This window comes from Jannaschia helgolandensis (assembly GCF_900109285.1).
In the GTDB taxonomy this organism is placed as follows: Bacteria; Pseudomonadota; Alphaproteobacteria; order Rhodobacterales; family Rhodobacteraceae; genus Jannaschia; species Jannaschia helgolandensis.
Window position 1 is genome coordinate 1 of the sequence record NZ_FNZQ01000006.1, and the last position, 18,157, is coordinate 18,157.

Annotated in this window: 18 protein-coding genes and 1 tRNA gene; 9 read left to right on the forward strand and 10 right to left on the reverse strand. The window is 60.1% G+C overall.

Annotated features, from left to right (window positions below; translation table 11 throughout):
* The first annotated feature begins 96 nt into the window (after positions 1-96).
* From BMY38_RS14025 to BMY38_RS14040, 4 genes are all read left to right on the forward strand, one after another.
* Positions 97-1,089, forward strand: a complete 993-nt coding sequence (locus tag BMY38_RS14025) for a Bug family tripartite tricarboxylate transporter substrate binding protein (protein ID WP_092763884.1) — start codon at positions 97-99, stop codon at positions 1,087-1,089.
* An 84-nt stretch (positions 1,090-1,173) separates the two neighbouring features.
* Positions 1,174-1,626, forward strand: coding sequence for a tripartite tricarboxylate transporter TctB family protein (locus BMY38_RS14030; protein WP_092763887.1), 453 nt, complete (start codon positions 1,174-1,176; stop codon positions 1,624-1,626).
* Positions 1,627-1,665: 39 nt separating this feature from the next.
* Entirely contained in the window at positions 1,666-3,189 is a 1,524-nt protein-coding gene (locus BMY38_RS14035; RefSeq protein WP_092763889.1) for a tripartite tricarboxylate transporter permease, read from the forward strand.
* Between the two features lies 1 nt (position 3,190).
* Positions 3,191-4,210 (forward strand): Ldh family oxidoreductase, encoded by a 1,020-nt coding sequence (locus tag BMY38_RS14040; RefSeq protein ID WP_281243232.1) that lies wholly within the window; start codon positions 3,191-3,193, stop codon positions 4,208-4,210.
* On the opposite strand, the gene BMY38_RS14045 is transcribed toward BMY38_RS14040, so the two are convergent.
* From BMY38_RS14045 to BMY38_RS14055, 3 genes are read right to left on the reverse strand one after another with little or no spacing between them, the layout of a single operon-like run.
* Positions 4,207-4,671, reverse strand: a complete 465-nt coding sequence (locus tag BMY38_RS14045) for a PaaI family thioesterase (protein WP_092763893.1) — start codon at positions 4,669-4,671, stop codon at positions 4,207-4,209. The genes BMY38_RS14040 and BMY38_RS14045 overlap by 4 nt on opposite strands.
* Positions 4,671-5,456: an enoyl-CoA hydratase gene (locus BMY38_RS14050; protein WP_092763895.1), complete on the reverse strand. Its 786-nt coding sequence runs from the start codon at positions 5,454-5,456 to the stop codon at positions 4,671-4,673. The genes BMY38_RS14045 and BMY38_RS14050 overlap by 1 nt, the downstream gene beginning before the upstream one ends.
* Before the next feature lie 21 nt (positions 5,457-5,477).
* Positions 5,478-6,692, reverse strand: a complete 1,215-nt coding sequence (locus BMY38_RS14055; RefSeq protein WP_092763897.1) for a CaiB/BaiF CoA transferase family protein — start codon at positions 6,690-6,692, stop codon at positions 5,478-5,480.
* Between the two features lie 110 nt (positions 6,693-6,802).
* On the opposite strand from BMY38_RS14055, the gene BMY38_RS14060 reads away from it, so the two are divergent.
* The 3 genes from BMY38_RS14060 to BMY38_RS14070 are packed head-to-tail and all read left to right on the forward strand — an operon-like array spanning position 6,803 to position 10,011.
* Entirely contained in the window at positions 6,803-7,501 is a 699-nt protein-coding gene (locus BMY38_RS14060; RefSeq protein ID WP_092763899.1) for a GntR family transcriptional regulator, read from the forward strand.
* A gap of 42 nt (positions 7,502-7,543) precedes the next feature.
* Positions 7,544-9,067: a malonate--CoA ligase gene (locus tag BMY38_RS14065; RefSeq protein WP_092763901.1), complete on the forward strand. Its 1,524-nt coding sequence runs from the start codon at positions 7,544-7,546 to the stop codon at positions 9,065-9,067.
* Positions 9,068-9,096: 29 nt separating this feature from the next.
* Positions 9,097-10,011 (forward strand): dihydrodipicolinate synthase family protein, encoded by a 915-nt coding sequence (locus BMY38_RS14070; protein WP_092763903.1) that lies wholly within the window; start codon positions 9,097-9,099, stop codon positions 10,009-10,011.
* Positions 10,012-10,179: 168 nt separating this feature from the next.
* On the opposite strand, the gene BMY38_RS14075 is transcribed toward BMY38_RS14070, so the two are convergent.
* The 7 genes from BMY38_RS14075 to BMY38_RS14105 all read right to left on the reverse strand — a co-directional run bounded on the left by BMY38_RS14075 (position 10,180) and on the right by BMY38_RS14105 (position 16,912).
* A tRNA-Leu gene (locus BMY38_RS14075) sits at positions 10,180-10,265 on the reverse strand.
* 184 nt (positions 10,266-10,449) lie between these two features.
* Positions 10,450-11,007: a tetratricopeptide repeat protein gene (locus BMY38_RS14080; protein ID WP_342707777.1), complete on the reverse strand. Its 558-nt coding sequence runs from the start codon at positions 11,005-11,007 to the stop codon at positions 10,450-10,452.
* A 65-nt stretch (positions 11,008-11,072) separates the two neighbouring features.
* Positions 11,073-11,882 (reverse strand): trypsin-like serine peptidase, encoded by an 810-nt coding sequence (locus tag BMY38_RS14085; RefSeq protein ID WP_092763905.1) that lies wholly within the window; start codon positions 11,880-11,882, stop codon positions 11,073-11,075.
* 107 nt (positions 11,883-11,989) lie between these two features.
* The gene (locus BMY38_RS14090) at positions 11,990-12,826 is read right to left on the reverse strand and encodes a trypsin-like serine peptidase (RefSeq protein ID WP_092763907.1); all 837 of its coding nucleotides are present in this window, start codon (positions 12,824-12,826) and stop codon (positions 11,990-11,992) included.
* Positions 12,827-12,884: 58 nt separating this feature from the next.
* Positions 12,885-14,288 carry a glycolate oxidase subunit GlcF gene (gene glcF / locus BMY38_RS14095; protein ID WP_092763908.1) on the reverse strand — a complete coding sequence of 468 codons (1,404 nt, stop codon included), beginning with the start codon at positions 14,286-14,288 and terminating at the stop codon, positions 12,885-12,887.
* A 3-nt stretch (positions 14,289-14,291) separates the two neighbouring features.
* Entirely contained in the window at positions 14,292-15,413 is a 1,122-nt protein-coding gene (locus tag BMY38_RS14100; protein WP_092764285.1) for an FAD-binding protein, read from the reverse strand.
* Between the two features lie 68 nt (positions 15,414-15,481).
* On the reverse strand, positions 15,482-16,912 hold the full coding sequence (locus BMY38_RS14105; RefSeq protein WP_092763909.1) for an FAD-linked oxidase C-terminal domain-containing protein: 1,431 nt from the start codon (positions 16,910-16,912) through the stop codon (positions 15,482-15,484).
* 116 nt (positions 16,913-17,028) lie between these two features.
* Here BMY38_RS14105 and BMY38_RS14110 point away from each other — a divergent pair, with 116 nt between their 5' ends.
* Both BMY38_RS14110 and BMY38_RS14115 read left to right on the forward strand, forming a co-directional pair.
* Positions 17,029-17,718 carry a DUF599 domain-containing protein gene (locus BMY38_RS14110; protein ID WP_092763911.1) on the forward strand — a complete coding sequence of 230 codons (690 nt, stop codon included), beginning with the start codon at positions 17,029-17,031 and terminating at the stop codon, positions 17,716-17,718.
* A gap of 88 nt (positions 17,719-17,806) precedes the next feature.
* Complete coding sequence (locus tag BMY38_RS14115; RefSeq protein ID WP_092763913.1) at positions 17,807-18,154, forward strand: hypothetical protein; 348 nt, start codon at positions 17,807-17,809, stop codon at positions 18,152-18,154.
* Positions 18,155-18,157: the final 3 nt, after the last annotated feature.

Genomic DNA, 18,157 nt, shown 5'->3' on the forward strand with positions numbered 1-18,157 from the left:
CGCCCGGCAACCCGCGTGGGCTTCGCCTGAGCTACGCGTGGCTCCGCTCAGCCCACGCTACCGTCGGAATTACACCACCACCCGGGGCACTACCCCATGACAAAAGAAATCAAAGTCGCCGACTGGCTGCCGCAGGGCATAGTTGCTACACTCACGGCCTGTTCTATTGCGCTTACAGCACCGGCCATGGCGCAAGAGACTTATCCGTCAGCCGACGACACGCTGGATTGGACGATCGCGTTTGGTCCGGGCGGCGGTAATGACATCATGGCCCGCACCATCATTGATATCCTGACAAAATACGATCTGTATCCGGGTGATATATCGGCTGAAAACCGCGCTGGCGGATCAGGCGCTGTCGGCTGGGGCTACCTGTTTGCTCAGGACGGTGACCCTTACGGCATCTCGACCACATCGGGAAGCTTTGTGACAACGCCGCTACAAGCTGATACCCCGTGGCAGCCCGAAGACTTCACGCCGGTCGCCCTTCTTGCGACGGATGATCTTGTGCTGGTTGTGAACGGCGACTCCGAAATCCAGAACATCGCCCAATTCATCGAAACGGCGAAGGCCGAACCGATGAATATCGGTGGCACCGGCACCGTGAACGTGGACTTCATCGTCCCGACGCTTTTTGCTGAAAAAGCGGGTTTCGAATTCGACTATGTGTCGTTCAACTCCATGGCGGATCAGACCACGGCTTTGCTGTCCGGTGCCCTGGATTCGATGGTGGGCAATCCTGGTGAGATCCTTGGCCTGATCGAGGCAGGGGAGCTGCGTCCGCTGGTCTATTCTGGCAACAGCACGCCAGCAGCGCTGGGTGATGTACCGACCATGGGCGACATCGGTTTCGGAATTGGCGTGTCGATGCCGCGCGGTCTCATCCTTCCGCCGAATGTACCGGCAGCGGCGCAGGAATGGTGGATCGGCACAATGCAGAAAGTTGTCGAAACACCAGAATGGGCGGAATACATTGCGTCCAACACGCTGACGCCGACTGTTATTTACGGCGAAGACTTCCGTTCCTTCCTTGTTGAGACAAAGAACGGCTTTGAAACCGTGCTGAAGTCAGTCGGAGCCATCGACTGATCATCTGGGTGACGTAACCGGCGATGCCGGTCCCAGCCGGTCGCGTTCGTCGCGACCGGCTAATCGCATACTGGAGGCGTGGACGTGAGGCTTGCATTTCTGCTGGTGGTTTTAGCTGGCGCGATTTTCTACACTTATATTGCCTTTGTCGACCTGTCGTTCATGACGCGCTCGGGCCGGTTGGGCCCCGGATTCTTTCCGCGTCTGGTGGGTGTGATCGCGGTCTTGTTCATTGCCTGGTCGGTTTTTGACGCCATGCGCGACCGCGATTCCACTGATGCGGGCGGGTCAAACTCTGCCTGGTCGGATGCCATTCTCTTGATGGCTCTTGCCGTTGGCTATGCTGTTCTGCTTCGCCTGTTCGGCGGGTTTGTGGCCACAGTCATTTACCTTGCCGTCGCGCTGGCGATCCTGAATCGTAGACGTCACCTGCAAAATGGCATTCTCGCCGTGGCAGTTCCGAGCGGCGTCTACCTGTTGTTTGACAGCTTGTTGAACGCGAACATGCCGCCCGCGCTTTTCGACATGCCTTTCTAACGCCCCCATCCCCAAATATTGCCGACTGGAACGAGACGAATGGACATCTTTAGTGACCTGATCATGGGCTTGTCGATCGCGATCACGCCGATCAACCTGCTCTATCTTCTTATCGGTGCGGTAATCGGGATGATCGTCGGTGTGATTCCCGGCTTTGGTCCTTCGGCTGGACTTGCGATCCTGCTTCCCATGACCTTCGGCATGGATCCCATCGGTGCGATCATGATGCTGGCGGCCATTTATTATGGCGCGATGTATGGCGGGACGATTACGTCCATTCTGCTGAACACTCCGGGGGAAAGCGCGACGGTCGCAAGTACGTTTGACGGCTTTCCGCTTGCGAAAAATGGGCGCGCCGGTCCTGCGCTTGTCATGCAGGCGGTGGCGTCATTTGTGGGGGGTACAATGGGTATCATCCTCATCACGCTGCTCGCACCGATGTTTGCCCAGGTCTCGCGCAGTTTTGGGCCACCGGAATATTTCCTGCTTGCCCTGATGGGAATGTTGACCCTGATCGTGATGATTGGAGAGAACTGGCGGCTTGGTATCATCTCGGCTCTGATCGGCTTTGCCTTGGGCACGGTGGGCGTCGACCTCGAAACCGGACAAGGACGGTACACGTTTGGCTCTGCCGAACTGATCGGGGGCATCTACTTCATTCCCATCGCCATCGGCTTGTTTGGTTTGGGCGAGCTGTTCTTCGCCTTCTACAGCGGCCTGCATCGTACGGGCACCGGCGGCATCGTGAATTACGAAACCGAGGAACGCTTCTGGCCGACTCGGATGGACTGGATTTCGACCCGCATGACCATGGTGCGCCATTCGATTTTGGGTTTCGTCGTCGGCGTAATTCCCGGCGCTGGCGCAACCATTGCGTCGCTGATGGCGTATTCCACCGAACGATCGCTTTCCAAACATCCTGAAAACTTCGGCAAAGGCGAGATGGCAGGTCTTGTCGCGCCCGAGACAGCCAACAACGCCGCGTCCTCAGGGGCCATGATACCGCTTCTTACGCTGGGTATACCCGGTTCGGCCTCGACGGCTGTGTTGTTGGCGGCGTTTGTGCTGTGGGGGCTGCGTCCGGGGCCATTGTTCATGGAGCAGAACCCGGAACTGGCATGGGGTCTAATTGCCTCGATGTATCTTGGGAACATGGCGCTTCTGGCGATCAGCATCTTTGCAATCCCGCTCTTCGTTCAGATCATCAAGGTTCCGTACCGCGTACTTGGTCCGACCGTGGTGGTGATCTGCGCGTTGGGAACGTTCAGCGTTAACGCGTCTTTTGTGGAACTGTATATCATGTTCGCCGCAGGGATCGCAGGATTCTTCATGCGTCTTTATGGGTTCTCGCCCGCGGCGCTTGTGCTGGCGCTAGTGCTTGGGCCTTTGGCCGAAGAGGCGCTTCGCCAGACGCTGGCGATCTCGCGTGGGTCGTTTAGCATCTTCATTGAACGTCCAGCATCGCTTTGGATCATAGTGGTGACAATTGTCCTGGTTGTGTTCCTGCCGCTCTTGAACCGATTTGGATCGAAGGCGGAGACCGCCAAGAAGTCGGGGATCTGACTTGCGAATTGAGGCGGAACACGCGCGCGTGCTTGCCTCAACCGCGTTTCACCGTGCCGGAGTAGCTGAGGAGGCTGCGCACACGGCCGCCGATGTGCTTGTGATAACCGAGATGATGGGCATCTCGACCCACGGGCTGAACCGCGTTGAAACCTATTGCACCCGCATTGCCGCAGGGGGCGTCGACCCGCATGCGATGATCGACGTTCAGATGCCCGCGCTCGCACTGCGTCGTGTGGATGGGCGGAACGGGCTGGGGCCCGTCACAGCCATGCGAGCGCTTGACGAAGGTCAAGCTGCCGCACGTGCTGCCGGTGTTGGCGCCGTGTTCGTAAAAGGCGCGACCCATATCGGGGCGCTTGCCCCTTACCTGTGGCGGGCGGCGCAATCCGGTTTTGCCGCCATCATAACCACAGTCGCCGCGCCGATGATCGCGCCGCCGGGTGGGAAAGACGCATTGATTGGCAATAATCCCATTGGGATTGGCGTGCCGATAGAGGGGCGCGATCCGGTGCTTCTTGATATGGCGTTGTCTGTGGTGGCCCGATCCCGCGTGCGCGCGGCACGGGACGCAGGTACAGCCATCCCGGCGGATTGGGCGCTTGATGTTCATGGTCAGCCAACGACCGATCCGGCGGAGGCGTTGAAAGGCGTGTTACAGGCCATTGGTGGAGCGAAGGGTGCAAACCTCGCACTGTGTCTTGATCTGTTGGCCGGGGGGCTTTCCGGGGCTACGACGCTGGGTAAAATTGCCGACCAGCACAAGACCCCGTCCCGGACACAAGGACTGGGCCTGATGTTCCTTCTGATAGACATGCAGGCGTTGGGGGATGGTGCCGCGTCGAACGCGGCCCTGAAAGACGCAGTGGAACAGGTCGAACAAAGCGCACCTGCTGATCCGGCGACACCCGTGCGCCTGCCCGGAGCGCGGGCGCTTTCGCAGATGCGGCTGTCAGAGCGGCAGGGGCTTGAGGTGCCGCCGCCGCTTTTGTCAAAACTTGAAGTCCTTGCTGGCGTCTAGGGCATTTTCCAGGTCGCGGTCGCAATCGCGGCAAGCTTGCCCTGATCATTCCACATACGGCTTTCCATGAACGAGATTGACCGCCCGCGTTTCAGGAACCGCCCTTCGCAGGTGACGCGGCCTTGCATGACCGGCCGCATGAATTGAAGTTTCATCTCAATCGTCGCGCCGGGGCCCTGTATTTTGTTCACAAGATGCCCCATCGAGATATCCATTGCCGCCGCCATTGCACCGCCGTGAAGCGAGCCTTGAGGGTTGCGCAGCATATCCGTCATCTCGAATGTAAGACGGCAGACTTCTTTATCGGCATCTGCTGCCTCGGCTGGCAAATACTCGAAGCTCAAACCAAGAAACCGCGCAAAAAAGAACGTCTCGAACGACTGTTCGTGATCGTTGAGGGCCGTGTCGAAATGCGCGCGGGCCTGAGCTTCGTCGATCTTCTTGGGGTTATCGGTGCTCATCAGGTTCCCGCGAAGTTCGGTTTTCTCTTTTCCATGAAGGCTTTGCGGCCTTCCTTGTAGTCGTCGCTCTCAAAACATGCCTGTACCCGGCGGGCACATTCTTCGAGGTTTGTCTCGCTTTCAGGCGCAACGATCTGGCTGACAATGTACTTGACAGAGTCGACCGTCATCGGCGCGTTTGCGGCAATCATCTGCGCGGTTTCTTCCACTACGGTGGCAACCTGATCGTCCGGGACAACTCTGTTTACGAGGCCCATGTCCTTAGCTTCGGTTGACGTGAACCGGCGCGCGGTAAAGAAGATCTCTTTCGCGAACGCCGGGCCGACCACATTCGCCAGGCGGCTGATCCCTTCATATCCGTAGCCCAGCCCCAGTTTGGCGGCAGGCACCGCAAATTGGGATTTCTCGCCACAGATCCTCAGATCACAGCTCAGCGACAAGGCGACACCGCCGCCAATGCAGTACCCGTCAATCTGCGCGATGGTCGGCTTGGGGAAAGCCTCGATGCTGTCATAGACGCGCTTGGTGGCCGCGTTGTACTGGGCAACCGCTTCGACACTGGCGCGTTCGGTTTCGAATTTCGAAATATCGGCCCCGGAGACAAAGGCTTTGCCGCCTGCGCCGGACAGGACGAGGATGCGCACGCTGTCATCTTTTGCGAACCGCGCTGCAGCGGCTTCGACAGCTTCCCACATCTCAAGGGAAACGGCGTTACGCTTTTCCGGCTGATTGAAAATGATGCGGGCAATATTGCCCGACTGCTCGACGATGATCTTGTCTGTCATGGGGGGCGTTCCTCGTTCTGTTCAGGTTGCGCCTGATGCGCGCATTTCTTCGATCTCATCGCTGGACAAGCCGATTTCGGTCAGGATTTCGACGCTGTGTTGGCCCGCCAATGGCGGCGGTGTAGCAATATGACTTGGGGTGCGGCTCATGATGATGGGTTGGCCAACAAGCTCTGTCTCTCCGCGTTCCTGGCTGGTCACCGGTTGCGCAAGGCCAAGGTGGCGGACCTGTGGCTCTGCAAAGACCTGACCGATGTCATTGATTTCGCCAGCAGGCACACCCGCGCCAGTCAACAGTTCGATCCAGTGGGCTGTTGTATTGGTCTTCAGGGTCGCTTCAATCTCTGCGCCAAGCGCATCCCGGTTGTCCGAGCGGGCAGGGGCGGTCGCATAGCGTTCGTCCGTGAGCCACGTTTCCCGACCCAGGATCCTGGCGAAACTTGCCCAGATGTTGTTCCCGGTGACAGCGATGTTCATGTGACCATCCGAAGTGCGGAACACGCCCGTGGGAATTGATGTCGGGTGATTGTTGCCAGCCTGCTTGGGGATGTCGCCGTCCATGAGGTAGCGCGCCGCCTGAAAGTCCAGCATGAATACCTGGGCTTGCAGCAGGGAGGTCTGGATCCACTGACCCTTTCCCGAAGTTGCCCGCTCCAGCAACGCAATCATGATGCCCTGCGCGGCGAATAGTCCCGCACACAGATCGGCAAGGGGGATGCCAACCCGCATCGGTCCTTCGCCCGGTGTACCGGTGATGGACATCAAACCACCCATGCCCTGCGCGATCTGGTCAAAACCGGGGCGGTCTGCCAGCGGGCCATCCTGACCAAAGCCCGAAATCGACGCGTAGATCAGGCCGGGGTTTGTTTTGGAGAGTGTGTCATAGTCGATGCCCAGCCGCTTCTTCACGCCGGGGCGGAAATTCTCGACGATGATATCGGCAGTTTCGGCCAACTTGTGGAACGCCGCGAGACCAGCCTTGTTTTTCAGATCAAGCGTCAGGCTGCGTTTGTTTCGATGCAAGTTCTGGAAGTCTGGGCCAGAGCGCGGACCCCCGAATTGCGCGGTATCGATCGGTGCTTCGATTTTGATCACATCCGCGCCCCAATCGGCAAACTGACGTACACATGTCGGACCTGACCGGACACGAGTAAGGTCAAGCACACGCAAGCCATTCAATGCTGTACTGGGAAGCGCGCAGGCTTCGGATGCGGAAGAACTGTCAGGTTGTACCATTTTGCTTCCTGCGATCGATTTATGTCTGTTATTGGGATACTATAGTTCTCATCAAATGACAACAATATGTAGATTGTTGACAAAATATCGAGACCCATGGAAAAGAGCGTATGAATATGAAAGCCAGATTGATCGGAGTTGGGCGTTCAACGCTTGCCGAAGAGGCGCGGGCCGAGATTGAGCGGATGATCACCGAAGGTGAGTTGACCGCAGGCGAAAAGCTTAACGAGCTCGAACTGTCTGTTGTCATGGGGGTCAGTCGTGGCACAGTACGAGAAGCCATCCGGTCGCTTGCTGGGTCGGGTTTGGTTGATTTGATCGCCAACCGCGGCGCGTTTGTGCATGAAACAACTCTGTCGGAAGTGCAGAACCTGTACGAGCTCAGAGGCGCGATTTTCGCCATGGCCTGTGGTGCTGCCGCGCGCCGGTACGGGCAAGGGGATGAACCCCGGCTGGCGGAAGATTTGGCGCGCAATATCGAACAGATGAACGCCGCGCGCGAGGCCGAGGAAACGCCGAACTACTACATCTTGAACATTGAGTTTCACGACCTTTTGCTGGCGGCGGCAAACAACCCCAAGGCCAAAGCGATTTACGACAACGTCAAACGCGAAATGCACCTGTTCCGCAGGCGGGGCCTGTCGATTGCGTCGAACATCGCACGGTCACTCGAAGAACATCGTGCCATCGCCGAGGCGGTGATCGCGGGTGATGAGAACGCCTCCCGGGACGCCGCCAATGAGCACATCCGCCAAGGCTTTGACCGGTATATGGCAACAGCGACGCGTCAAAGGCAGGCAGATGCCTGACCGCTGTCGACCGTTCGTTCACATGTTCAGGAGAAACTCGAAGTGAGCAATCCACTTTACGACGCCTTGATCGCGCCCCATCGCGGGCAGGGGACGCCTTTTCTGGTCATGGCGGATGGCACAACCCTGACGCATGCCGATTTCGTCGCGCTTGCCGGGACCTATGCCAGCGCTCTGGACAAGCTGGGCGTGGCAGCTGGCGATCGTGTGGCCGTTCACATCCAGAAATCGGCTGATGCGTTGGCCCTTTATGTCGGATGCCTGCAAGTTGGGGCGGTCTACCTGCCGCTGAACACGGCTTATACACCGACCGAGCTGAGCTATTTCATTGCCGACAGTGATGCGTCTGTCTTTGTCTGCGACCCTCAGGAGGTGAATGACGTCGCGCCAATCGCATCTGAGAATAACGTCATTCTGAAAACGATGGACGCAACAGGCCACGGATCGCTCAAGGACGAGGCATCAGCCCTGCCGGTCCGCGAGGAGATAGCATCGCGCGGGGCCGACGATATTGCGGCCTTGCTCTATACATCGGGCACAACAGGGCGATCGAAGGGCGCAATGTTGACCCACCGCAACCTGCTGTCCAATGCCGAAGCGCTTGTTGACATCTGGCACTTCACCGACCGCGACGTCTTGCTCCATGCCTTGCCGATATTCCACAGCCACGGGCTTTTCGTGGCGTCGAACGTGACCCTGCTTGCAGGGGGGGCGATGATCTGGTTGCCAAAATTTGACGCGGACACGGTCATCGCCTGTCTGCCCGCCGCGACGGCGATGATGGGCGTGCCGACATTCTACACCCGACTTCTGGATGACGACCGGTTTGACCGTGCATTGACCGAACACATGCGCGTCTTCATCTCGGGCTCGGCGCCGCTCTTGGCGGAAACCCACGACAGATTTGCCGCACGGACCGGTCATCGCATTCTGGAACGCTACGGGATGACGGAAACCAGCATGAACACGTCAAACCCCTATGACGGGCCGCGACGTGCGGGCACCGTCGGCTTTCCATTGCCGGACGTTGAAGCCAAGGTCTGCAATCCCGAAACGGGAGAAACATTGCCGACAGGTGAGATTGGCGTGTTGGAGGTTCGCGGTCCCAATGTATTCAAAGGCTATTGGAAAATGCCGGAAAAGACAGCCGAAGAGCTGCGGGAGAACGGGTTTTTCATCACCGGCGACCTGGCGAAAGTCGATTCGGACGGATACATCTCGATTGTTGGCCGTGGCAAAGACCTGATCATTTCCGGTGGCTACAACATATATCCCAAGGAAATCGAACTCTTTCTGGATGACCTTCCCGGCGTATTTGAAAGCGCCGTAGTGGGCGCGCCGCATCCCGATTTCGGCGAAAGCGTTGTCGCCGTGTTGGTGCCGGAAGCGGGGGCAACAATCGACATTGCCGTGATCGAGGCCGAGACGAGAGACAAGCTCGCGGGCTTCAAGCGACCGCGCCATTTCGAAATTCTTACCGCACTGCCGCGCAACACCATGGGCAAGGTCCAGAAGAACACGCTGCGCGATCAGGTCCAGACCGTTTTTCGCCGCTCAGCCAGCTGAAGTTCAAAAAGATGACAGGAGAACAAGACATGCCACATCGCTTTTCGGGCGTGTTGACACCGGTGGTGACGCCGTTCTCGGATGATCTCAAGCCTTCGCCCGAGCGGTTGATTGCCCAGTGCAGATGGCTGCTGTCGCAGAATGTGAATCTTGCCGTCTTTGGCACCAACAGCGAAGCGAATTCCTTGTCAGTGGACGAAAAGATCGAACTGATGGAGGTCCTTGTCGACGCCGGGATAGACCCGTTGGCGATGATGCCGGGAACTGGCTGCTGCGCACTAACAGACTCGGTTCGTCTAACGGCGAAAGCAGTTGAGCTTGGTGTCGGGGGCACTCTGATGTTGCCGCCTTTCTACTACAAAGGCGTACCCGATGACGGACTTTACCGAAACTTCGCCGAGGTCATTGAACGCGTAGGGTCTTCCGATCTGCGGGTCTATCTCTACCACATCCCGCCGGTCGCGCAGGTTGGATTGTCGCATGATTTGATCGAGCGGCTGGTGACGGATTATCCGGGCACCGTCGTCGGCATCAAGGACAGCAGTGGCGACTGGGAGAACACGAAAGGGATGCTTGACCGCCAGTGGGATGATTTCCATGTCTTCGCCGGCAGCGAGACGTTCTTGCTCCAAACCATGCAGGCGGGCGGCGCGGGCTGCATTTCAGCCACGGCAAACGTCAACCCCGCAGCCATCCATACCCTTTACGAGAACTGGCAGTCAGAGACTGCGGAACAGAAGCAGGCTGAACTGGACAGCATACGCGCGATTTTCCAGTCCTTCCCGATGATTCCGGCGCTCAAGGCGGCTGTGGCGCATTGGTCGGGCGATGAAACCTGGTGCATGACCCGCCCGCCGCTCCAGCCTCTGGAAAACGAGACGCGCCGCGATCTTATTGCCAGGCTGGAGGCCGCGGGTTTCGGGATGTCCGGCTTGCAAGCTTAAAGGGGGCTGACGGCGGAAACCGGGCCTAGGTGGGCAGATCAATTGCTGTGATCTCAAATCCAGCTTGCATCAATCCGTGGCGGTGGGTGTCTGCCATATATTCCCAATATCATCAGGCGAGAGCACGCGCCGACAGCTTTTCGTCAAGGCACTGGAAAAAGGGTAATTTGGTGCGGGCGGTGGGAGTCGAACCCACACGGGCATACGCCCAACAGATTTTAAGTCTGGTATGTCTACCATTCCATCACGCCCGCATCTGGCGTTGTCTTCAATTTTCAGCTTCAGGCCTATATCGGTCCTAAGTTTGCCTCCTTGTCGCAACACTTTGTTCCATATGTAGATTTTAGAGCAGACACAAGGGTTTTAGTCTATGTGACTACTACTCAGCACACCCTATGGTCTTTGGATTAGGGGCAGAAGGTCGGGGTTGGCAAGGCATCACAGGTCGATCTGTTCGGGCCCATCTTCGGGCGGCAGCGTCAGAAACTGCCGCTCGCTCAGCCACGGATTGAAGGCAAGCGCCGCACGGATCGCGTCCTGCCCTTCGCGAATACGACCCAGTTGGATCAGGGTCAAACCTTTGCCAGCCAAGGCTGCGATATGGCGCGGTCGCAAAGATATGGCCCGGTCCAGATCGGGCAATGCGGCTTCGTAATCGCCCCGGATGAAATACGCGAAGGCGCGTTGGTTGTAACCCTCGGCATAGTCGGGGCAATAGTCGATCAGTGCGTCGAATGCGGTGATCGCCCCGTCCAGATCGAAAGCCGACCTTCTGGTCATGCCCTCGTCCAGCAACAGCTGCGCCTGATCGTCCGGGGCCTGGGCCCAAAATGTCCACATCTCCGAGGAAATGGCCCGTGCCGCGCCTTCGTTGCGCGCTTCCTGCGCCCGCGCGATCAAACCGTCCATATCTGCGGTGATGTCTGGGGCTGCCGGGCATTCCGCAAAGACGGGACCGGACAGCAGGGCGAGTGGAATAGCGATACGCATCAACATGAGGGAATGGTGGCACGTCGGGTGCATTCGTCAAGTCACACCCCTGTGGGTGGAGGAGGGGTGGATCAGCGGCTGGCGGTGTCCTGCACGCCATTGGTGCTGCCGCCCGCAACGACGCGTTTGCCAACAGGTCCGAAGGCAGGCGTTCGGGCAAACTCACCGATCAGCGCGTCCAACTCTCCCTCCATCACGGCGGCCAGCGATACGTCCTGGCCTTCCCAGCGTGCCTTGGCCGAAATCACCGAGACGATCCGGATTTCGTCTTCATATACCGCAAAGACCGGCGCGCCCGACGATCCGAATTCCACCTCGCAACTCAGCACCAGGATTTCGTCGTCCCGCGCGAGGATCGTGCATTCGCTTTCGCGCGACGGTGCATCTGCACGGTCCCTGCCATAGCTGACGACCTGTACCGTCTGCCCCGCTTCGACCCGGACCTGCGTGCGGAACGGGCGGACGTGGCCGAGGCGGACCGGACGATCCAGTTCCAGCAGGGCCAGATCGGAGCCGACGCGGTTCAGGCGCGTCTGGTCCGAAAAATCATAGTCGGGATGGATCACGACACGGCGGATGCCACGATAGGCCTCGGCGCGGCCAAGACGCAGGCCCGCCTGAAACTCAATATCCTCGGCATTTATCCGATCCCCCGTGTCCGGATCATACAGGCAGTGCGCCGCAGTCAGGACGACGTCCGCCGTGATCATCGCGGCGGTGCAAAACCCGGTCTCACCGAAATTCAGACGGCCGACGCCTTCCCATCCGCGATTCTGATCTGCGGTCCGAAGACTGTGCAGCGGAGATTCCGCGAAGGCCGGGGCCAGACCCGCACCGATGACGACGATAACGGCGGCAATCGTTTTGAACATTCGGATCATTTTGGCCCCTCATTCGACTGCCACCGGTTTATTGGCCGATGGCGGCGAGAGGGGGACGCGATTGGCACCCCTTCTGGACCCTTTGTGGGCAGATACGTCGGATTGTGTCAGCCGTCGGGCCGCAGGAAGCGGATAGTTCCGGTCCTCTCGCCCTGACCGACGCGCACAACCTTCCGCACCGGCGTTGTGCGCGGGCTTGCCGCGAATTCGCGCTGCAACCGGCGCAGACCTTCTTCGACGGTAACTGCCAAGGCAACCGGGCGATTTTCCCATGTCGTCATGGCCGAGATGACGGACACGATCCGCAACCCCTGATCCGTTTGCACGAACACCGGCGCGCCCGAAGCCCCAAAGTCGACCGAGCATGACAGGACCAAAACCCGATCATCGCGGTCGAGAACCGCGCAATCGTCTTCGCTCGACGGGGCATTTTCCCGGCCACGCGCATAACTGACGACTTGCACGATGTCGCCCCTGAACAGGCGTCCGCGCGTGTCGAACGGTTGAACGCTGGCGATCTGCAAGGCCCGGTCCAGCTCCAGCAATGCCAGATCCGCACGTAAAGAGCTTTGCGACGGATCGGGACCATATTTATAATCGGGGTGCATCACCACGCGTCGAACGCGACGGCTGGCGCTGTCCAATCCGTCATACAGCCCGGCCCGAAACGTCAGGCTGTCGATCGAATGCGGCTCGCCCGTGGATTTGTTGAACAGGCAATGCGCGGCCGTCAGCACCTGTGTCGGCGACACAAGCGCGCCGGTGCAGAAACCTTCGGTGCCGTTTGGCCCCACCATGTCGATCCGACCGACACCTTCCAGCCCCCGGCGTGACAAGGCGGTATCCAGCTGGACCAACCCCTGCTGCGCCACCGCGGGTCCACCGACGAACACCATCAGGGAAACCAGAATTGGCAGAATGATATTCGGCAGGATTCGAACCATGAGATTCTCCGCGGCAGGTAAGTTTCACCCACGGATCGCCTGTGGATCGGGCGAAACCCTAGCGCAAACGTGGCGGTTCGGTGACTTGTGCGCGCGACGGTTCGAAACCCGCAATTGCAGGCGGTATCGGACCACCCGTTGCCCAATCCAGAAGTTCGACGGTGTGGACGACGGGGACGGAAGCGGCGCTGCCGATCTGCATCATGCAGCCGATGTTGCCCGCCGCAATCACGTCCGGTGCGCGTTCTTCCAGCGTGGCGACCTTGCGGCGCTTCAACTCGCTGCTGATTTTGGGCTGCATCAGGTTGTAGGTCCCGGCGCTGCCGCAGCACAGATGCGCGTCGCGTGGTTCCAGCACGGTGAACCCGGCGCGTTTCAGAAGATCCTTGGGCGCGCCCTTGATCTGTTGGCCATGCTGCAATGAACAGGCGGCGTGATAGGCGACATGCATCGATCCGCCCCCGGCATCGGTCGGGACGCGGCCCAGAGGCACTCCGCCCACTCCATCGCGGGCGGGCCGGGGCGGTGTGATGAAGTCATGATCCTTCGGCAGCAGATCCATCAGAACTTCGGACACGTCTTTGGCCAAGCCTGAAACGGTCGCCGCCTTGTCGGCAAGCAGGTCATTGCGGAACATATGGCCGTAATCCTTGACTGTCGTGCCGCAGCCGCTGGTATTGATGACGATGGCGTCCAGCCCTTCGTTCTCGACCTCGGCCATCCAGGCGTCGATGTTGCGCGTGGCGAAGGCGTGGCTTTCGTCCGACTTGCCCATGTGATGCGTAAGCGCTCCGCAACAGCCCATCCCCTTGGGGATCACGACTTCGGCCCCCAACCGTGTCAGCAAGCGTATGGTCGCATCGTTTATATCGGTGTTCAGGGCCTTCTGTGCGCAGCCTGTCATCAGAGCGACGCGCATCTTTCGATCCGGCACGGCGAAGGTCTGGGGGTCGTCGTTGCGGCTGACCGGAGGTATGGTCCTGGGTGCCATCTCCAGCATCGCTTTCAGGCGCGCGTCAGGCATCAGAAAGGCCAGCGGGCGGCCCAGCTTGGCGCCCAGCAGCGCCAGTCGGAACCGCCCCGGATAAGGCAGGATTTTTGCCAGAGTCCAACGCAGAAGCCGATCCATCAACGGGCGCTTATACGTCTTTTCAATGTGCTCCCGCGCATGATCGACCAAGTGCATGTAATGCACACCCGATGGGCAGGTCGTCATGCAAGCCAGGCACGACAGGCAGCGGTCGATGTGCTTGACCGTTTTTTCGTCGGCATCGCGGCCGGATTCCAGCATATCCTTGATAAGGTAGATCCGGCCTCGCGGGCTATCCAATTCATCGCCCAGCACCTGATAAGTCGGACAGGTCGCGGTGCAGAACCCGCAATGCACGCAAGAGCGCAGGATCTCGTTCGACCGCTTGATCGCCGGATCGGCCAGTTGCGCATCGGTGAATGTCGTCTGCATGGATCAGACCCCCGTCATCGGGTTGAAGAGGCCACGCGGGTCGAACCGCGCCCGGATGCCCGATGTCAGCGTCGCCAAGGCGTCCGGTTCCGGCGGCAGCGCACCCGGTCCCGTGCCTCGCACCCGAGTTGCATGGCCGCCGAAATCACCCAGACGCGCGCGCAAGTCGGTGCCTTCGGGCAGGCGCAGCCAGACCAACCCTCCGCCCCAGTCCAGCAACGCCGCCTCCGCCCCGGCACGGGCTACGATATCGGGTGCATGAGACGGGCGAGCAGACACACGCCAGACGTCGCCATCGGTCCCTTCGAAGGCTTTAACATCGCGAATCCATGCCCATCCGGCTTCGACGCCCAGTCCACCTTCCCTGCCCGATCGTCGTTCGACCACCACAGTTCCGAACGACGAGAGAAGCGCTTGCAGCTTTGCCGCGCGGTAGGTGACAGAGCCTTCCAAGCCTTCGATGCGGATCATCGTGACCGGCGTCCCATCGAGACCGACAGGCACATGCGCGGCCCCGTTCACTTCGTACGGCGAGGCGAGCGCCATCGACATGCAGGCGACCGCCCGCGTCACATCGAGTCCTTCAATCAGCAGGGATACGCTGGTCGCAGCAGACGGCAGCACCTTGAAGCTGACTTCCGACAGCACCCCCAGCGATCCGCGCGCACCCGCCACCAGCTTGACCAGATCATAGCCGGTCACGTTCTTCATCACCCGTCCGCCGTTCTTGATCACCGTGCCCTCGCCATCGACGAACCGCACCCCGATCAGCGAATCCCGGCACGCCCCGGCCTGCACACGACGCGGACCCGAAACATTCATCGCCACGGCCCCGCCAATCGTCGGTGTGCCCTTGGTGCCCAGCAGGGCGCGATGATCCATCGGCTCGAACGGCAGACGCTGCCCTTCCTTGGCCAGCGCCTTCTCGACCACCGCCATTGGCGTGCCCGCCCGCGCCACCAGCGTCAGAGCGCCCGGCTCATACAGCGTGATCCCGGTCAAGCCGGAGGTGGTCAGCGCCTCACCATCGCCAGGCACGTGACGGGTGCCGCCGCCGCGCACGGACAATGGTCCGTTCGCACTTCGCACCATCTCGGCCAGCTGTTCTTCGCTCTCGGGTTTCAGCAAGGCCGCGCCCCCTCTTTGCTCTCGAAATATTCCCGCCGGAGGCTCCGACGGCAGCTTCAGGCCAATTAGACCCGACGGCTTTCGGTCACGGACAGCGGAAAGACCTTCGCCGGATTCAACAGCCACTTGGGGTCGAACACGTCCTTGACCCGCAATTGCGCTTCCATGTCGCCCTCGTTGAACTGATGTCCCATAAGCTCGCGCTTTTCGACACCAACGCCGTGCTCTCCGGTCAGGCAGCCGCCGACCTCGACACAGAGCTTCAGGATATCCGCCCCCATGTTCTCGCACAGTTCCAGATCGCCCGGCTTGTTGGCGTCGAACAGGATCAGCGGATGCATATTGCCATCACCGGCGTGAAACACATTGCCGACATCCAGCCCATATTTGGCCGACAGGTCACCGATGCCACGCAAGATGCGGGGCAATTCCGACACCGGGATCGTCCCGTCCAGGCACATGTAATCGTTGATCTGCCCCATGGCGCCGAACGCCGACTTGCGGCCCAGCCAGATGCGCGCGCTTTCGTCCGACGACGTGGAGCGGCGCAGTTCGACCGGGTTGTGGGTGCGGGCGATCTTTTCGATCACCTCCAGCTGTTCGTCGATCTCGTCCTCGGACCCTTCGACCTCCACGATCAACAGGGCTTCGGCGTCCGGATATCCGGCGTGCGCGAAGGCTTCGGTGGCACGGATAACGGGGCGGTCCATGAATTCGATCGCGACAGGCAAGACGCCCGCCTTGATGATATCGGCCACGCAGGCGCCTGCCGTTTCGTTGTCGTCGAAGGCCATCAGCACCGGGCGCGCGCCTTCGGGCTTGGGCAGGATGCGCAGGGTGGCCTCGGTGACGACGCCCAACTGCCCCTCGGAGCCGCAGATGACGCCCAGCAGATCCAACCCGCCCGCATCCATGTGCGCCCCGCCGACCTCAACCACCGTGCCGTCCATCAGCACCATCGTCACGCCCAGCAGATTATTGGTGGTGACACCGTATTTCAGGCAATGCGCCCCGCCGGAGTTCATGCCGATATTGCCGGCGATGGCGCAGGCCAGCTGCGATGACGGGTCGGGGGCGTAGAAAAATCCATCCGCCTCGACCGCGCCGGTGACGGACAGGTTGGTGCGCCCCGTCTGCAATCGGATGATGCGGTCGTCGTAGTCGACCTCCAACACATCGGTCATGCGGGCGACGCCCAGAATGACCGAATCGGCTGTCGGCAGGGCGCCCCCGGCCAGCGATGTGCCCGACCCGCGCGGAACGACGGGGATTTCCATGTCGTGGCAAATCTTGAGGACGGCGGCGACTTCATCGGTTGTGCGGGGCAGAACCACGGCCAGCGGTGGACATCTGTAGGCAGTCAGCGCATCGCATTCATAGGCGCGCGTCTCCTCCGGTTCGTGGATCACGGCGTCGTCGGGCAGGACCTGCAAAAGACGCGTGATCAGGCGGTCCTTCTTGGCGATCGTGAAGGGATCGACGTTCGGCATTTCCATCGCGGCGTCCTCCGGCTGACAACACTGACATCTGAACTGGCATCTGATGATATTGGTAAAATAATATAACCAATTTTGCGGAAGGCAAGGACCAAGGCATTTGATACGAGGGAGGCATGCTGGTTCCCCTCCTCTCCTCGTTCACCCTTCTCGATTTCATAGCCCTCGGGCTGCTTTTGTTCGCGTGGGTCGGAGCAGGGCTGGTGATCGAACATCCCCCGAAATCGCGGGCCTCGGTTACGGTGCTGATGCGACGGTACCGCAGTGACTGGATGACCGAGATGCTGACCCGCAAACCGCGCATCTTCGACGCGACGATTCTGGGCAGCCTGCGTCAGGGCACCACGTTCCTGACGTCGGCGGCGATGATCGCTGTCGGTGGGGTTCTGGCATTGGCCGGACAGCCCCAGACGCTGGATTCGCTGGTCATGGGGGTCGGGATCGAAGGCCATCCGGTGATTTTCTGGCAAACCAAGCTGGGTGTGGTCGCGCTGTTGCTGATGCATGCGGTGTTCAAGTTCATCTGGTCGAACCGCCTGTTCGGATATTGCGCGGTGGTCATGGCATCAGTGCCCAACGAAGTCGAAGACCCCCGCGCCATTCCTCGCGCCCGTCAGGCCGCCGAAATCAACATTCGGGCGGCGACGAACTTCAATCGCGGGCTGCGGTCGGTCTATTTCGCGCTGGCCGGGCTGGCGTGGATCCTGGGGCCCTGGGGTCTGATGCTGGCCGTGGCCGTGACCGGATGGAGCGTTCTGTCGCGGGAATTCGCCTCGACCTCGCGCGGCGTGTTGCTCGAGGATTGACGGCATGCGGCTGGCGTCTTTCTGTCCGACACGCGCGTCACGAAAGCGTGCCTCGACACGACCCCGGCAAATACCCCAGAAAAGTGTCATGCGCATCCTGTTCTCCTTCGTCCTGTTGCTGGTTACGCCCGCGCTGGCCGATCTGCCGATAGTCGAAGATGCCGTCGCCGCGCAGGCGCGGGACAACTGGACCTTTGCCGTGACCGTCCGTCACGCCGATACCGGATGGGAACATTATGCCGATGGCTGGACTGTTTCCGCTCCGGATGGAACGGAACTGGGCTATCGCAAGCTTGTGCATCCGCACGAGACCGAACAGCCGTTCACCCGTTCGCTGTCAGGCGTGGATGTCCCCGAGGATGTGGCGCAGGTGACGGTCCGCGCTCACGACAACGTTCATGGTTGGGGCGAAGATTACGTTCTGGACCTGCGCTGACCG

Coding starts and splice junctions, on each gene's coding strand:
- BMY38_RS14025 (WP_092763884.1), top strand. CDS start 97: ATGACAAAAGAAATCAAAGTCGCCGACTGGCTGCCGCAGGGCATAGTT.
- BMY38_RS14035 (WP_092763889.1), top strand. CDS start 1,666: ATGGACATCTTTAGTGACCTGATCATGGGCTTGTCGATCGCGATCACG.
- BMY38_RS14045 (WP_092763893.1), bottom strand. CDS start 4,671: ATGAGCACCGATAACCCCAAGAAGATCGACGAAGCTCAGGCCCGCGCG.
- BMY38_RS14050 (WP_092763895.1), bottom strand. CDS start 5,456: ATGACAGACAAGATCATCGTCGAGCAGTCGGGCAATATTGCCCGCATC.
- BMY38_RS14055 (WP_092763897.1), bottom strand. CDS start 6,692: ATGGTACAACCTGACAGTTCTTCCGCATCCGAAGCCTGCGCGCTTCCC.
- BMY38_RS14060 (WP_092763899.1), top strand. CDS start 6,803: ATGAATATGAAAGCCAGATTGATCGGAGTTGGGCGTTCAACGCTTGCC.
- BMY38_RS14070 (WP_092763903.1), top strand. CDS start 9,097: ATGCCACATCGCTTTTCGGGCGTGTTGACACCGGTGGTGACGCCGTTC.
- BMY38_RS14080 (WP_342707777.1), bottom strand. CDS start 11,007: ATGTTGATGCGTATCGCTATTCCACTCGCCCTGCTGTCCGGTCCCGTC.
- BMY38_RS14085 (WP_092763905.1), bottom strand. CDS start 11,882: ATGATCCGAATGTTCAAAACGATTGCCGCCGTTATCGTCGTCATCGGT.
- BMY38_RS14090 (WP_092763907.1), bottom strand. CDS start 12,826: ATGGTTCGAATCCTGCCGAATATCATTCTGCCAATTCTGGTTTCCCTG.
- glcF (WP_092763908.1), bottom strand. CDS start 14,288: ATGCAGACGACATTCACCGATGCGCAACTGGCCGATCCGGCGATCAAG.
- BMY38_RS14105 (WP_092763909.1), bottom strand. CDS start 16,912: ATGGAAATGCCGAACGTCGATCCCTTCACGATCGCCAAGAAGGACCGC.
- BMY38_RS14110 (WP_092763911.1), top strand. CDS start 17,029: ATGCTGGTTCCCCTCCTCTCCTCGTTCACCCTTCTCGATTTCATAGCC.
- BMY38_RS14115 (WP_092763913.1), top strand. CDS start 17,807: ATGCGCATCCTGTTCTCCTTCGTCCTGTTGCTGGTTACGCCCGCGCTG.